Below are 15680 nucleotides of genomic sequence, written 5' to 3'. Positions count from 1 at the left end.
AGGACGCCGCCCTCACCCGGGTCGGTTCAGCCGCAGGAGCGGGCCGCGAAGGCTGCCTCCACAGTGCGAGCGGTGCCGTCGGCCGCAGTGCCGGTGACCGACACCGATCCGGCGGTGATCGCGGCGCTCCTCACCGCGAACGAGACGGTCGTGGACTTGCCGGCGGCGAGACTCGCAATCTCCTTCGTCCCGTGGGCCGACGTCACCTTCACGGTGACCGCACCGCTGTGCTCGTTGACCACCTTGGTGAGCAGCTGGATCTTGCCCGCGACGCACCGGGTCTCCGCCGCCGCCGAGATCTGCGGCCCCGGCGAGACGCCGTCTCCGACGGTCAGGGTCAGCGTGGTGGTCGTGGTGCCGGCCGTGCTCACGTAGGCAGGGAGCACGAGGTCACCGCGGATCGTGTAGACGCCCGGCACGTCGACGATGTCCTCATCGAAGTCCCACTCCACCCCGATCGCCTGGTTGTCGCGCGACCCGTCGTTGTACGACACGGCGACCCGTTCGGGCAGCCACGGCAGCTCGCCGACATCCACCGTCTGCTCGAACTGCTGAGCGCCCTGGATCGAGATGCCGCCCTGCGAGTTCTCGGGTCGCACGTAGATCTGCGCCTGGGCGATCAGGCCGTACGCGGTGTTCGTGCCGTACACGGTGAACGGCTCCACGTTGGTCTCGGCCACCTGCTCGGGGGTGATCTCCTGCCAGTCGAACGGCAGGCTCCCCCGCGATCCGCTGGCGTAGACCACGTCGAGGGTCTCCGGCAGCTCGGGGATCTCGCCGACGACGGTGCGGATGACCACGGGGGCGTCCACCGATGCGACCGTCTCGCCGAAGACCCGCCAACGGAGCACACCCGTGCCCGCACCGGATCCCTGCACTCCCGTGATGCGGATGCGCAGCTGGCTCGCCTCGACGGGCTCGAACTCGAGCGTGTTGTAGGCGTTCCGCACGAGGGCACCCGCGTAGGTCGACGAGCCCTTCAACGTGACGGGCGCCCACGTGGTTCCGTCGGTGGAGTGCTCGATCACATAGGTGTCGGGCCGCGGCATCCGGGTTCCGCCGTTGTCGTCGTACCAGTAGATCTGGGTCGACCCGATACGGCGAGGGGCGTCGAACTGGTAGCGGATCCACGCCGCCGTGGCAGCCGTGGTGCCGTTGTTCGCCTGGCCCCACGTGCCCCAGCCGTTGCCGGCTCCGGGCGCGGAGCTCGCCGGCGTGGTCGCCTCGTTCACGCGGCTGGGGTTCTCCCAGCTCGCGCTCCCGCTCGTGGTGATCGTGGCGATCTTGCCGTACTCCTCGGACGTCACCTTCTCGGTCAGCGCGACCTGGACGTCCTGCTGAGTCGACTTCTCGCCGTCCGTGGCCGTGAGCCGGAACACGTACGTCCCCGCAACCGTGCCGGTGACGGTGGTGCGCAGGGCCTTGGGGTCGGCGAAGATCACCTCGGCTCCGCTCGGAGCGCTCACGGTCGACCATGTGTGCGTCAGCGTTCCCGACTCGGGGATGCCGTCGTCATTCACGGTGCCCACGAGCGTCGTGGAGATGTTGCCGTCGCTGGTGCGATCGGCGACCGCCGTCACGATCGGGGCGTCGTTCACCACCTCGGGAACCTCGCGACCCGAATCGAACACCTGGATCTCGGAGATCGCGGTGAAGTACGACGGGGTGTTCGTGAACGCGACGCGGACCTTGCTCGCGGTGACGGCTTCGAACAGCGCCTCGTTGAACTTCGGGCCGGGGATCTTGGGCGCCTTGAACGTGTCGGGGATGGTCTCCCACTCCCCGCCCGCGTTCTGGACCTGGATCGAGTAGCCGCGCGGCTCGCGGTACCCGCCCGCCTGGCGGTCGCTCACGAACCACACCTTGACGTTGTCGAACTCCTTCGCCGCGCCGAGGTCGAGCTCGACGTAACCGCCGGTGCCCGCCGTCCCGTGGTTGCCCCAATACGGCTCGTTCACGGTGGTGCCGTCGGTGACGGCATCCAGCGACACCGGCCGCTCGGTCTCCTTGATCGCGCCCGGCGTGAAGTTCATCTGGCCGGTGCCCCATCCGGGCGTGTGGAAGTTGCGCCACGGCGTCGAGCGCGCCCCCTGCTGCGTCGCCGACGACGAGAGCTCGGCGTCGCGCGCGAGGTTCGCGGCGTCCTCCTCGAGGTCGATGCCCGCGGTCTTGAGGTACGAGACCACCCGATCGTCCTCGATGGGCGTGTCGACGGCGGAGGGCACGTCGGCGCCTTCGGCGCCCGCGACCTCGACGTCGAGACCGGCGTCCGCATCGGTCACCTCGTGCGCGGCGGGGTCGTACACGAAGCGGCCCAGCCCGTCGGCGGTCGCCTTGCGCTCACCGTCGATGAAGAGGCTGTACCCCGCACCGAGTCCGTACTCCGAGCCGTCCTCGTCCCACACGATGGTCAGGTCCTGGCCGTGGTAGCGGAGGTTGTTGACCATGAAGCTGTCGTAACCGAGGTCGATCGGCCACAGCTCGATGAGATCGTCGGACCGCGGCCGGATGCCGCCCATGTCCTCCACGTAGATGTAGTTCATGTTGCCGAGCATCACGTGGTTCGGGTTGTTGCGGTTGTAGGTCTTGGCTGTCGGGTTCCAGTTGGAGTAGTACTCCGCCTGGTTCGCGATGCGCGCGTTGCCGGCCGGGTAGATGCTCCACGCCATCCAGTCGAGCAGCCGGGCGGCGTACTCCGGCGTGATGTACTTCTGCTCCGGGTCGTAGTGCCGCAAGGCCGCCCGCACCGCGCGGTACTGCACGGTGAAGTTGATGTTGGAGAAGTTGTTGGATCCGCCCACGCCGAACTTCGCACGGTCGTACTGGTTGGCGGTGTAGAACGGGAAGATCGGGAAGTTGTCGCCGTACCGGAGGAACCGGAAACCGTCGACGTAGGTCTCGGCATCCTCCTGCGGGATCAGCCCCTCGGAGTAGATGTCGTAGAGGTTCGACTCCTTCGCGGGGATGAGGTCGCGCTCCGCCGCGCTTAGCGGGTTGGTGCCCGAGCCCGACGAGGCCGCCGCTTCGGCGCCGTGCGAGGTCCCCGCGAGGAACATGCGCATCTCCTCGCTCCACAGGCGGTCGAGGATCGCCTGCTGGATCTCGTCGGCCTGCGCCTTCGCGCTCGCGCCGCGGGTGTCGTCGCCCGCCTGCGCGTACAGCTGCGCCGCGGCGTCGAACGCGCCCCACACGTACGCAGACTCGGGGCGCTCGATCGTGCGGGCGCCGGGGGCTCCGGCGTTGATGCGGGGGTAGCCGAACGTGATCGCGTCCGAGTCGTTGCCCGGCATGTAGTTGGTGTCATAGGCGATCAGGCCGTCGTCGTTGCCGTCGTAGTGCTCGAGCTGACCGATGCCGTCGCCTTCGAAGTACGTCGCGAAGCGCTCGGCGATCTCCGGCCCGCCGCCGTGGACGTTGTAGGCCTCGAGGCCGGCGGTTCCCAGGTACTGGGAGTAGTGGTTGTTCCAGCTCGTGTGCCCGGGGCTGTCGAGGAACGCCGAGGAGCCCGACAGCTCGCCGACGTTGAGGATCTGGCCGTACGCGAGGTACGGGTTGCGGATCCACTTGGTGTCCTGCAGATGCATCGGCTGCGTGAGCACGACCGAGTTCTGGTACAGGTTCACGCCCTCGATGGTGGTCGGGTACTGGTAGACGTAGCCCGGCTCGTTGGTGTCGAGCGAGTTGTAACGCTCGCCCCACCACCGGTAGACGATGGCCTTCTCGATCGCGGCGTTCGGCACGTCGATGTAGGGGATGTCCTGAGCCCAGCGCTCGTTGAACTCCGTCACCGCGGTGCGGAAGGCATCCGCCGGCGTCCTCTCGGCGTACGCGCGCGCCTCCTCGAGCCCGGCGGGCATCCCATCGCTGGTGAGCGCGCCGACGACGGAGATCTCGACGGTGCCCCCGGCGGGAACGGTGACCTGACGGTCGAGGTTCGCGCCCGAACGGGTGAAGCCGTCGGCCTTCAGCGTGATGTCGACACTCGACCACGGCGTGTCGATGAGGCCGTTGTTGGATCCGCTCGTGATGGTGCGGGTGTCCGTGAGCTCGTCCGCCTCGGCGCCCGCGGCGGTCGCGAGACCCGAAGCGGCGCGCACCGTGAACGTCTGGTCGGCGCCGCCCGGGTTCTGGAAGGCGATCGTCGTGACGGCCACGTTGTCGTACGTGATGAACTTCTTGAGATCCGCCACGACCCCGGTCGCGCCGATCGTGTAACGGGACTTGGCGTGGCTGGGAGCGTTGAAGCGCTGGGCTCCGACCTCGGCGACCGTCTGCCCGGGCACCGCCACGGTGTAGAACGAGCCGAGGTTGTTCGGACCGCCGGCGAAGGCCGATCCGGCGAACCCCATCACGTTCCAGTTGCTGCCGCCCCGCATGTAGAGCGAGCGCCCGCGCGTCTGGAGCACGCCGTTCTCGGCGGTTCCGGTCACGCCGAGGATGCGGTCCAGGTAGTAGTCGGTGCCGCCCGCCGCCCGGTCCTTCTCGAAGATGGCGCCGTGCATGCTGTCCGCCGTCCAGTCGACGCCGGGCACGAGCTTCTGCTCCACCTCCGCGAGGTTCGCGTAGACGGGGTCGCCGATGTCCATCGAGTCGGTCTGCCCGTTCGTGTACACCCCGACGTCCGACTCGTTCCCCGGGACCGGCGCGCCGAAGGCGCTCCCCGGAACGAATGTCAGTGTCGCCGCGGTCAGCAGGCATGCTGCCGCGGCGGCGGCCGTCCTCAATCTGGTCGTAGGCGCCATCGCCCGTCCTCTCGGTCACAGCGGAGACTCTCCGCTCCCGGAAGCATCACGGAGGCTGAGTCGGCGCCAGTCAAGCAGGCTGCCGGGGATTAACGCAATGGTTTTCGAAGTTTTCGGTTACCGCTATCTCTTGAACCCAGCATCCCCCGCGGCGGTCGGCTCAGCCACCCGGCAATGCCCGCGACATCTCGAGCTCGCGGCCGTTCTGGCCGTCGATCGTGCCTCCGGTGGGCGTGAATCCGAGCCGGCGGTAGGCGGCCTGCGCGCGGCCGTTCTCCTGATGCACGTCGAGGAGCAGCCGGTCGCAGCCCTGGTGGCGCGCCCACTCCGAGCCCGCCGCGACGAGCTCCTCGAGGATCCCACGGCCCCGGTGGCCGGGGCTGACGTACACCGCGACGGCTAGCGCCGTGCCCTCCTCGCGGACGCGGCCGAAGTAGTCTGGCGTCCCGGGCTCGGGGACGAGGATCGTGACCGTGCCGACCCATGCGGCACCGACCTCGGCGATGAACTGCGCCGACGAGCCCGACAGCGCCGCCCCGATGGCACGCGCATCCCAGAAGTCCCGGCCGCGCGCGGCGGCTTCGTCATAGGTCTCGAGGAACGCGATCCCCGCGGCCGGGTCGGTCAGCGCCTCCAGCCGGAGCGCGCGCAGGCGCTCTCCGTCGGTCGCGAGGACACGGCGGACGTGGGCGTCAGACACCGGACTCGGCGAGCTCGGCTCCGGCGTGGGCGAGCTCGGCGAGCGCGGCCTCACTCGTCTCGGCGGCGACCCCGGCGACGAGGTCCGTGAGGATGCGCACGTGCCGCCCGTGCTCGATCGCGTCGAGTGCGGAGGCGCGCACGCAGTAGTCGGTCGCGATGCCGGCGACGTCGACGTCGACCACGCCGTGCTCCTCGAGGAGATGCGCTACCGTCTCGCCATCGTCGGTGACGCCCTCGAACAGGGAGTAGGCCGGCTTGCCCTGACCCTTCTTGACGTGATGGGTGACCGCGCCCGTGTCGAGCCCGGGATCGTACTCCGCGCCGTCGGTGCCGCTCACGCAGTGGACCGGCCAGGTGTCGACGAAGTCGGGCTCGGCGTGGAAGTGCCCGCCGTTGTCGTTGTGGGAGTCGTGCCAGTCGCGCGAGGCGACGATCACGGCGTACTCGTCGGCGTGCGCCTCGAGGTGACGGGTGATGCGCTCGGCGACGGCGTCACCGCCCTCCACCCCGAGGGCTCCTCCCTCGGTGAAGTCGTTCTGGACGTCGACGATGAACAGTGCCTTGCTCATGGTTCGAGCGTACGCCGGTACTCCTCGCGGGTCAGCGGGTGTCCGTCGGCGGCGACCACGTCGGGATCCGTCTCGGCGGGCAGGACGGCGTCGGAATGGGCCGCAACTCCGCCTGGGTGAGCCGCCTCGGCCTCGGCGTCCGGCGTGTCGGGGGCGGCCGCGGGCTTCGAGGCGGAGTCAGTGCCCGATTCGCCGTGGACGGATGCCGCGGCGCCGGCCGCCTCGGGACCGCGACGCCACAGCTTCGACGGCCACCAGATCGCGCGCCCGATGTCGTACGACAGGGCGGGGACGAGGAGGGACCTCACGACGAACGTGTCGAGCAGCACGCCGAACGCCACGATGAAGGCGATCTGCGCGAGGAAGAGGATCGGGATCACGCCGAGGGCGGCGAACGTCGCGGCGAGCACCAGGCCGGCCGACGTGATCACCCCGCCCGTCGCGACCAGGCCTCGCAGGATTCCGGGCCTCGTGCCGTGCACGAGCGACTCCTCGCGTACGCGCGACATCAGGAAGATGTTGTAGTCGACGCCGAGCGCCACCAGGAACACGAAGCCGTACAGCGGCACGGCGGGATCGGCGCCCGGGAAAGCGAACAGCCCGTTGAAGACCAGTGCGCTCACGCCGAGCGCGGTGGCGAACGAGAGGATCACCGTCGCGATCAGCAGGACCGGCGCGAGCACCGACCGCAGCAGCAGCATGAGGATCAGGAGGATCACGGCGAGGATCACCGGGATGATGACCGTCCGGTCGCGGATCGACGTGTCGTTCGAGTCGATGTCGGTCGCCGTCTCGCCTCCGACGATGGCCGTCCCGGCGCCGAGCGCGTCGTCGAGGTCGCTGCGCAGCTCGCGCACGGTGTCCTCCGCGGCGACGGAGTCCGCGGCATCCGTCAGCGTGCCGATGACGAGGACATCGCCGTCTGCCACCGTCGGCTCGGGCGCGGGGGTTCCGGGCGGCCCGACGGCGGTGAACACGGGCTCGCCGTCCTCGAGCTCGACGGCCGCCTGCCCGGTCGGCGAGTCCTCGGACGCCACTGCGACGGACTCGATGCCGTCGGACGCTTCGAGCACCTCCACCGTCCCTCCGAGATCCTCCTCGGGGACGATGACGTACACGGGGCTGCCCGACCCGGCGGGGAAGTGCTGGGCGAGAACGTCCTGTCCGTCACGCGCCTCGGATGCCCCGAGCACGAGGTCGCTGGAGGGCACTCCGTCGGCCTTGAGCTGCGTGATGCCGAACGCCCCCACCAGCAGCACGATCGTGCTCACGATCCACACCGCGCGCGCATGCCGCGCGACGAAGCGCGCCTGGCGCGGCCAGAACCCCTTGACCGGCTGCGTGAGGTCGTCGGGGATCGACGCGATGGGCTTCTTCGGGATGAACGGCCAGAAGGCGGAGCGGCCGAACAGCGCCAGGAGGCCCGGCAGGAACGTCAGGGCCGACAGCACCGAGAACGCGATGCCGATCGACGCGATGGGGCCCAGCGCGCGGTTGGTGGCGAGGTCGGACAGCAGCAGGCACAGCAGGCCCGCGATCACCGTGCCGCCCGAAGCGAGGATCGGCTCGAACGACCCACGCCACGCCGCGATCGTGGCATCCCACCGCTGTCTGCCCTCGGCCACCGCCTCTCGGAATCGCGCGACGTAGAGCAGGGCGTAGTCGGTCGCCGCGCCGATCACGAGGATGAACAGGATGCCCTGGACCTGGCCGTTGAGCACGACGATGCCGGCCTTGGCGAGCCACCAGACCGTGAGGAGGGCCACGCACAGCGCGAAGGTCGAGGTGAGGAGCACGAGCACCGGGAGCAGCGGCGAGCGGTAGACGATCACCAGGATGATGAAGACCGCGATCAGCGCGACCGCGAGGAGCAGGCCGTCGATGCCGAGGAAGCCCTCGACGAGGTCGGCGGTGAAGCCGGCGGGCCCGGTGACCCAGCCCTGCATCCCGTTGGGCAGATCATCCTCGACGAGTGCGCGGACCTCTTCGACGATCTCACCCACCTCGCCCGAGGCGTCGATCGGCACGAAGATCTGCGCGGCCTCGCCGTCGTCGGACACGATCGGCGGGGACACGCCCTCGAGCACGCCGTCGATCGCGGCGATGTCGTCGGCGAGCGTCTGCACATCGGCGAGCTGCTCGTCGGTGAGGTCGCCCTCGCCGGTCACGACGACGACGGCAGGGATGCTGTCATCTCCGAGGAACTCGGGAAGCCGCTCGTTCACCTGCGTCGCGTCGGCGCTCTCGGGCAGGAACGACGAGCGGTCGTTCGACGACACCTCGTCGACCTTGCCGAAGTACGGGCCGCCGATCGAGCCCACCACGAGCCAGATCAGGACCAGCAGAGATGGGAGGCCGATACGCAGCCACCTCGTCGGTCGACGGTGCGTGCGGTCAGAGGTGGTCGCCATATCGCTAGTTTATCTAGCGAAATTGGTGCTGCGCGACATCTCTAGGCTGAAACCCGTGATCTCCGCCGCTCTCGCGCTCGCCGGGGCGCTCATCTACGGGGCCGCAGACTTCCTGGGCGGCCTCGCGGCCAAGCGCCTGCGCTCCCTCGTCGTCACCGCCGTCGCGGCTCTGTCCGGGCTGGCGGCGCTTGCCGTCGCACAGCCTGTGCTCGGCGGCGTCTGGGCGCCCGCAGACATGGCGTGGGGCGTGCTGGCCGGAATCTTCGGGGTCATCGCCGTCGCCCTGCTGTACGCCTGCCTCGCCATCGGGCCGATGAGCATCCTGTCGCCGCTGACCGCCGTGGTCTCCGCGATCGCGCCCATGCTGTGGGGGCTGCTGATCGACGGCGAGACACTCTCGCCGATCGCCTACGCCGGCCTCGGGGTCGCCCTCGTCGCCGTCGTGCTCGTGGGGTTCATCCCGGGCCAGAAGGCGGTGCGCCCGAGCGCCCGCGGACTGCTCATGGCGGTCGGCGCCGGAGTCGCGATCGGCGGCTTCCTCATCGTCGTCGACCAGACCTCCGAAGACAGCGGCATGGTGCCGCTCGTCATGAGCAGGGGCACGACCGTGGCGGTGACCCTCGTCGTCCTGGCGGTGCTGGCCGTCGTCGCGGTGCGAGGCGGACAGGGCGCAGCATCCGTCCTCATTCCTGCCGGATCGACGATCGGCGCCACCCCGACCGGACACGCCGACCTCGAGCACGCGGCGGCGGCGTCGTCCGCGGCGGGTGCGTCGCCGTCGCCGTCGCTGTCGACGGCGTGGTGGTTCGCCGCCGCCTGCGGCGTCGTCGATGCCGCCGCCAACGCGCTCATGCTCGTCGCGCTGCGCGAGGGCGACCTCTCGGTCGTGTCCGCCCTCACGGCGCTGTACCCCGCCGGCACGATACTGCTCGCGGCGGTCGTGCTGCGGGAGCGGGTGGCCGCGGTTCAGTGGCTCGGCCTCGTGCTCGCTCTGGTCGCGGGCGGGATGCTCGCGCTCGGCTGAGATCGGTGCGGGTCCGGTGGAACCGCACGCCGGATGTGCCCGGTTCAGCCCCGGGCGAAGAGCAGCACGAGCGAGGTCACCAGAGCGACGGCGCCGAGCGCGACGAGCCCCAGGGCGAGGAAGGCGACCGCCCGGACCGCGGGTGAGCCCTGGGTGAGCCGCATCCGCCCCCGTCCTCCGCGGCGGTAGAAGATGTCGGCCATCGTCTTGCCCGCGAGCGCCTTCTCCTGCTCGTGCGAGAGGTGCGCCTCGTTCACGCCGCCGTCCTCGTCGAACCAGCGCACGATCCGGCCGTGCTCCGCGTCTTCGAGGACCCCGCGCGTCGGCAGCCACGTGCCGTCGAAGAGGTACATCACGAGCGCGATCCCGGCCACGAGGGCGCCCAGCCCGAAGCCGACCCACGAGAAGATCTCGGCGATGGCGTCGAGCGTGGAGTCCATCGGTCCTCTTCGAATGTCGGCGGGTACGAAAGAGGCCCGCCAGAAGCGGGCCTTCTCGGTCGAGCCACCTAAGGGAATCGAACCCTTGACCTATTCATTACGAGTGAATCGCTCTGCCGACTGAGCTAAGGTGGCGCGCTTCGCTTGCGCGATGCACGATCAACGATCTTACAGGGTCGCGGGAGTGCTCGCGAACACGCCCCCGACCGCCCGGTGTCGACGTGTTACGAAACGATTCGGACCCCGTCGAGCCGCGACGTACCGTCGACGGGTACCGCGACGAAGCGAGCGCGGTCGAGGTGATCGTGTTCGCCGTCAGTCAGTCGCGGATCTGACGTACAGGAGCACACATGTCCAAGAAGATCACGATCACCGCCGCAGCGGCCCTCCCCCTCGCCCTCCTCCTCGCAGGCTGCGCCGGCGCGAGCGCCGATCCCGGCGCGTCGGGCGACGCCGGCTCCGGCGAGGTCGTCCGCATCGGCGTCGTGGGCGCCGGCGACCCGTATTGGGAGACCTATAAGGAGGCGGCAGCGGCCGAGGGCATCGAGATCGAGCTGGTGGACTTCAGCGAGTACACGCAGCCCAACCCCGCCCTCTCGGCCGACGAGCTCGACCTGAACCAGTTCCAGCACGTCATCTACCTGGCCACCTACAACGTGGCGAGCTCCGACGACCTGCAGCCCATCGGCGCCACGGCGATCTACCCGCTCGGCCTGTACTCCTCGCAGTACGAGTCGGTCGAGGACATCCCCGAGGGCGCCACGGTGGCCGTGCCGAACGACGAGAGCAACCAGGCCCGCGGCCTGCTCGTGCTGCAGTCGGCCGGCCTCATCGAGCTGAAGGACGGCGGATCGATCTTCTCCACCGTCGCCGACGTCGAGCCGTCGTCGAAGGTCAAGGTCGAGGCGCTGGATGCCGCGCTCACCGCGACGTCGCTGCCCGATGTCGCGGCCGCGATCATCAACAACGACTTCGTCGAGGACGCCGGCCTCAGCTTCGAGGACGCGATCGCGGTCGACGACCCGTCCGACCCGAACGCCCTGCCCTACATCAACATCTTCGCCGCGCGCGCCGAGGACGCCGACAACCCGACGTACCTCAAGCTCGTCGAGATCTACCAGAACACCCAGGAGGTGCTCGACGGCGTGCAGGAGGCGTCCGGCGGCACCGCGGTGTTCGTGGACACCGCCGCCGAGGACCTCGCCGCGTCGCTCACCGACGTCGAGGAAGACATCCGCGCCACCCAGTGACCCCGTCGCCGATGCGGCCCACTCCCTGCGAGCGGGCCGCATCGGCACGTCTTCAGGAACCACCATGAGCCTCATCCGCCTCCGCAGCGTCACCAAGACCTTCCCGCCCCCGGCCAAGGACGCACCGCCCGTCACCGCCGTCGACGACGTCGACCTCGAGATCGCCGCCGGGGAGGTGTGCGGGATCATCGGCTACTCCGGGGCCGGCAAGAGCACCGTGCTGCGCCTGGTCAACGCCCTCGAGACGCCCACGAGCGGGACCGTCGAGATCGACGGCCGTGACATCACGCGCCTCCGCGAACGCGAGCTGCGGGAGCTGCGCGGCGACATCGGCATGATCTTCCAGCAGTTCAACCTGTTCGAATCGCGCACCGTCGCCAAGAACGTCGCGTATCCGCTCGAGATCGCGGGCCGCTCACGCTCGGAGATCACCTCCCGGGTCGACGAGCTCCTCCGATTCGTGGGGCTCGCCGACAAAGCGCGCAGCTATCCCGAACAGCTCTCCGGCGGCCAGAAGCAGCGCGTCGGCATCGCCCGCGCCCTCGCCACGAACCCGCGCATCCTGCTCGCCGACGAGGCGACGAGCGCGCTCGACCCCGACACCACGCAGGAGGTCCTCGGGCTGCTGCGGCGGGTCAACCGCGAGCTCGGCATCACGATCCTCGTCATCACGCACGAGATGGACGTCATCCGCACCCTGGCGGACCGCGTCATCGTCATGGAGGGCGGACGCATCATCGAGAGCGGCGAGGTTTTCGACGTCCTGTCTGCCCCGGATCACGCCGCCACCCGCCGGTTCGTGGCGAGCATCATCGAGGACGTGCCCGCCGGCGATCAGCTCCGCACGCTCCGCGACCGTCACCCCGGTCGCATCGTGACGTTCACCGTGCGCGACGGCGACGTCACGCAGGCCGACGTCTTCGCGGCGCTCTCTGCGCACGGTGTGCGCTTCGAGCTGATCCACGGAGGCATCAACGACATCCGCGGGCGCGTGTTCGGCCACCTCACCCTGTCGCTGACCGGAGACGCGGACGCCGTCGACCGGGCGATCGAGACCGCCTCGGCCTTCGCGCCCCTGATCGAGGAGGACATCCGTGGATAGGCTCGTCGACCTCCTGCCCGAGCTCTGGACGGCGACCGCCGAGACGCTCTACATGGTGACGTTCAGCCTCGTGTTCGGCGGGCTCGGCGGCCTGGTCCTCGGGGTCGCCCTCTACGCGACCCGCGCCGGAAGCCTGTTCCCGAACCGCGCCGTGTTCGGCACGCTCAACGTCATCGTCAACACGGTGCGGCCGATCCCGTTCGTGATCCTGCTCACCGCGCTCCAGCCGCTCGCGCGCGGCGTGGGCGTGCCGGGGATCGGCACGAACTTCGGCGTCTTCGTGATCTCGATCGCGTCGCTCTTCGCGATCAGCCGCATCGTCGAGCAGAACCTGCTCACCGTGCGCCCCGGTGTGATCGAGGCGGCACGCGCCGCGGGAGCGAGCCGCTCGAGGATCCTCTTCCGTCTCATCCCGCGCGAGTCGCTCGGCCCCCTCATCCTCGGCTACACGTTCATCGTGGTGGCGCTGGTCGACATGACCGCGATGGCGGGCGCCGTCGCGGCGGGCGGCCTCGGCGACTTCGCGATCGTGTACGGATTCAAGCAGTTCAACCCGTGGGTCACGTGGGCCGCGGTCATCGTGATCATCGTCATCGTGCAGGGCGTGCAGTTCCTCGGCAACGCCCTCGCGCGACGGGTGCTGCGGCGTTAGCCGAGCGGATGCCGCCCCCGCGGCATCCGCTCATCAGCACGTCAGCCCGTCCTGCGGTACCACGCCCTCGAGCAGGTACTTCTCGACGGCGTCGTCGACGCAGGCGTTGCCCTTGTTGTAGCCCGTGTGCCCCTCACCCTCGCGCGTGACGAGCACGCCCGACGACAGCTGCTCCGCCAGCGACACCGACCATTCGTAGGGCGTGGCCGGATCGTTGGTGGTGCCGACGACCACGATCGGGGCCGCTCCCTCGGCCGCGATCGGCTCACGCACTCCCGTCGGCGGGAAGGGCCAGTCGGCGCAGGGGTTCGCGCCGATCCAGTACGGCGCGACGGTCGGCGCCTCTTCGGCCAGCCGCGCGAGACCCGCCTCCGTCTCTTCCGCTGTGGCGCCTGCGGGATAGTCCATGCAGTTGTACGTGCGGAAGGCCTCGGTCTGGTTGTCGAGGTAGACGCCGCCCTCGCGGTTGAAGTAGAAGTCGGCGAGGATGAAGGCCGTCTCGGGGTCGCCCTGGAGCGCACCGTCGAGCGCCATCGTCAGATAGTCCCAGCTCTCCTGCGAGTAGAGCGCCGACACGATGCCGGTCATGAGCGCATCGGCGCCCATCTCGCGTCCGTCGGCGGCCGGCAGCGGATCGCGGTCGACCGCGGCCAGGAGCGTGCCGAGATCGGCCATCGCGTCGTCGACCGAGCCGCGGAAGGGGCAGTCGCTGCCCTCGAGACAGTGCGCCATGTACGCGCGCAGGGCGGACTCGAAGCCGACGCCCTGCACGATGTCGAGCTCGAAGCTCGAGATGGCCGGGTCGACCGCGCCGTCGAGGACGAGGCGTCCGACCTTGTCGGGGTAGAGCTTGGCGTACGTCGCGCCGAGGAACGTGCCGTAGGAGTAGCCGAGGTAGTTCAGCTCGGCGTCGCCGAGCACCGCGCGGAGCAGATCGAGGTCGCGGGCCGCGTTCTCGGTGGTGATGTGCTCGAGGATGCCGTCGCTGTTGGCGTCGCACGCCTCGGCGAATTCCGCGTGGCGGCCTGCGAGCTCGTCGAGCCAGGCATCCGACCCCCGCTCGTTCTCGGGGATGTCGAACAGATAAGCGTCCATGTCGGCCGCGTCGAAGCAGCGCACCGCGGTCGACTCCCCCACCCCGCGAGGATCGAACCCGATCACGTCGTACTGCGCGATGAGCGGCCCGCCGACGGCGTACTTGAGCGAGTCGCGGACCAGCCCGACTCCACTCGCCCCGGGACCGCCCGGGTTCGTGAGCAGCGACCCGATCGCCTCGCCGCTCGTGGCGCGGCTGCGGATGACGGAGAGCTCGATCTCGCCCGCTTCGGGCTCCGCCCAGTCGAGCGGGGCCGTGACCGTCGTGCAGTCGAAGCCGTCGCCGCAGTCCGCCCAGTCCAGCTCCTGCTCGTAGAAGGGCAGCAGCTCGGCCGATACCCCGTCGGTGTCCGGGGCGAGGCTCTCGGTCGAGCGGGGCGTGTCTTCGGGGATCATCGCGTACAGGCATCCGCTCAGGGCGAGGGATGCCGCGACCAGGCCGGCCAGGGCGGCGACGACGCGTCGGGCACGACGAGGAGTGTTCACGGGGTCCTTCCGCTCGCGACGGTCACGAGCATGCTCTCGAGGGCGAGGGTGGGGGCGGCGTTGAGCTCGACGTTCTCGCGCGTCACGCCGATGCGGTCGACGACGGTGAGTGTGCGATCCACCGACCACGCCGCCGCCAGCGCGCGCAGATCGGGTTCGAGCTCGGTGTTGATGAGCTCGGCGTCGCGGCCGAACTGCAGCATGAGCACGTCGCGGAACATCGACTCGAGATCGGTGAGCACCCGGTCGATGCCGTCGCGCAGGCTGCGCGTCGCGCGGCGCTTCTGGTCGTCTTCGAGCGCCGACAGCTGCGAGCGCACGGCCGGTGGCACGGCGGCGCCCTCGGCGATGCCGAGGGTGCGGAGCAGTGTGCTGCGCTCGGCTTCGTCGCGCTCGGCGGTGAGCGCCTTGGCGTCGTCGGTCGCCGCCTGCACGATGCGGCCGGCGACGTCGACGGCGTCGCCCACACCCCTCACGCGCAGCACGGCGCGGAGCGTGTCGTCGCGGCGGGCGCGCGCGGCGGCGTCGGTCGCGAGGCGCTGGGCCATGCCGATGTGGCGCTGCGCGTGGCGCGCGGACTGCTCGGCCGTCGCGGGGTCGGCGCCGGTGCGCTCGACGATGAGCCGCGCGACGTCGGCGACATCGGGCTCGCGCAGCCGCAGGGTGCGCACGCGCGAGCGGATCGTGGGCAGAAGGTCGGCGTCGCTCGGCGCGCACAGCACCCACACCGTGCGCTCGGGCGGCTCTTCGAGCGCCTTGAGGAGCACGTTCGAGGTGCGCTCGGCCATGCGGTCGGCGTCTTCCATCACGATGACGCGGTACCGGCCGAGCGACGGCGAGAAGTACGAGCGCTCGACGAGGGCCCGGGCGTCCTTGATCGAGATGATGACGCCCTCGGTGCGCAGCGCCGTGAGGTCGGGGTGGGTGCCGGCGAGCACCTGCCGCATCGCGGCCTCATCTCCCGGCTCGGCGATGAGCGCGGCGGCGAAGGCGTACGCGAGCGTCGATCTGCCCGACCCGGGCGGGCCGGTGATGAGCCACGCGTGGGTGAGCGCTGCGGGATCGGATGCCGCGTCCTGCAGCGTCGCGACCGCGTCGCGCTGCCCCCAGACGGCCCCCCATGGGAGGTCGGCGAGGGCGCTCGGCGCGCCCGCGCCCCCCGTGGAATCCATGCCTGCCAGCCTAGTCGCGGCCACCGACCGAACCT

At 70.0% G+C, this 15680-nt stretch carries 11 protein-coding genes and 1 tRNA gene; 4 read left to right on the top strand and 8 right to left on the bottom strand.

The genetic code is table 11. The features are described from left to right. Positions 1-26: 26 nt before the first annotated feature. From OB08_RS05915 to OB08_RS05900, 4 genes are all read right to left on the bottom strand, one after another. Positions 27-4742, bottom strand: coding sequence for a galactose-binding domain-containing protein (locus OB08_RS05915; protein WP_461473097.1), 4716 nt, complete (start codon positions 4740-4742; stop codon positions 27-29). Between the two features lie 160 nt (positions 4743-4902). Next, complete coding sequence (locus OB08_RS05910; protein WP_461473095.1) at positions 4903-5442, bottom strand: GNAT family N-acetyltransferase; 540 nt, start codon at positions 5440-5442, stop codon at positions 4903-4905. Further along, positions 5435-6013 carry an isochorismatase family protein gene (locus OB08_RS05905; RefSeq protein WP_461473093.1) on the bottom strand — a complete coding sequence of 193 codons (579 nt, stop codon included), beginning with the start codon at positions 6011-6013 and terminating at the stop codon, positions 5435-5437. The genes OB08_RS05910 and OB08_RS05905 overlap by 8 nt, the downstream gene beginning before the upstream one ends. Further along, positions 6010-8424 carry an MMPL family transporter gene (locus tag OB08_RS05900; RefSeq protein ID WP_461473091.1) on the bottom strand — a complete coding sequence of 805 codons (2415 nt, stop codon included), beginning with the start codon at positions 8422-8424 and terminating at the stop codon, positions 6010-6012. The genes OB08_RS05905 and OB08_RS05900 overlap by 4 nt, the downstream gene beginning before the upstream one ends. Before the next feature lie 55 nt (positions 8425-8479). Here OB08_RS05900 and OB08_RS05895 point away from each other — a divergent pair, with 55 nt between their 5' ends. After that, positions 8480-9448 (top strand): EamA family transporter, encoded by a 969-nt coding sequence (locus tag OB08_RS05895; protein ID WP_461473089.1) that lies wholly within the window; start codon positions 8480-8482, stop codon positions 9446-9448. A gap of 44 nt (positions 9449-9492) precedes the next feature. Here OB08_RS05895 and OB08_RS05890 read toward each other — a convergent pair whose 3' ends face one another. Together OB08_RS05890 and OB08_RS05885 are read right to left on the bottom strand one after the other, a co-directional pair. After that, positions 9493-9888, bottom strand: coding sequence for a hypothetical protein (locus tag OB08_RS05890; protein WP_461473087.1), 396 nt, complete (start codon positions 9886-9888; stop codon positions 9493-9495). A 62-nt stretch (positions 9889-9950) separates the two neighbouring features. Then, positions 9951-10023 (bottom strand) — tRNA-Thr (locus OB08_RS05885). Between the two features lie 215 nt (positions 10024-10238). On the opposite strand from OB08_RS05885, the gene OB08_RS05880 reads away from it, so the two are divergent. From OB08_RS05880 to OB08_RS05870, 3 genes are all read left to right on the top strand, one after another. Beyond that, complete coding sequence (locus tag OB08_RS05880) at positions 10239-11138, top strand: MetQ/NlpA family ABC transporter substrate-binding protein (protein ID WP_461473085.1); 900 nt, start codon at positions 10239-10241, stop codon at positions 11136-11138. A 64-nt stretch (positions 11139-11202) separates the two neighbouring features. Continuing rightward, entirely contained in the window at positions 11203-12240 is a 1038-nt protein-coding gene (locus OB08_RS05875) for a methionine ABC transporter ATP-binding protein (protein ID WP_461473083.1), read from the top strand. Then, positions 12233-12892 carry an ABC transporter permease subunit gene (locus tag OB08_RS05870; protein WP_461473081.1) on the top strand — a complete coding sequence of 220 codons (660 nt, stop codon included), beginning with the start codon at positions 12233-12235 and terminating at the stop codon, positions 12890-12892. Before OB08_RS05875 ends, OB08_RS05870 begins: the two co-directional genes overlap by 8 nt. A 33-nt stretch (positions 12893-12925) precedes the next feature. Here the strand turns inward: OB08_RS05870 and OB08_RS05865 are convergent, their stop codons facing one another. Both OB08_RS05865 and OB08_RS05860 read right to left on the bottom strand, forming a co-directional pair. Continuing rightward, the gene (locus OB08_RS05865) at positions 12926-14473 is read right to left on the bottom strand and encodes an alpha/beta hydrolase (RefSeq protein WP_461473080.1); all 1548 of its coding nucleotides are present in this window, start codon (positions 14471-14473) and stop codon (positions 12926-12928) included. Beyond that, the gene (locus OB08_RS05860) at positions 14470-15645 is read right to left on the bottom strand and encodes a DNA polymerase III subunit delta' (RefSeq protein ID WP_461473078.1); all 1176 of its coding nucleotides are present in this window, start codon (positions 15643-15645) and stop codon (positions 14470-14472) included. Before OB08_RS05860 ends, OB08_RS05865 begins: the two co-directional genes overlap by 4 nt. Positions 15646-15680: the final 35 nt, after the last annotated feature.

This window comes from Microbacterium sp. HJ5, from assembly GCF_054824025.1.
Note: the sequence above shows the minus strand (reverse complement) of the source record. Positions and strands in the feature narration are given on the sequence as shown.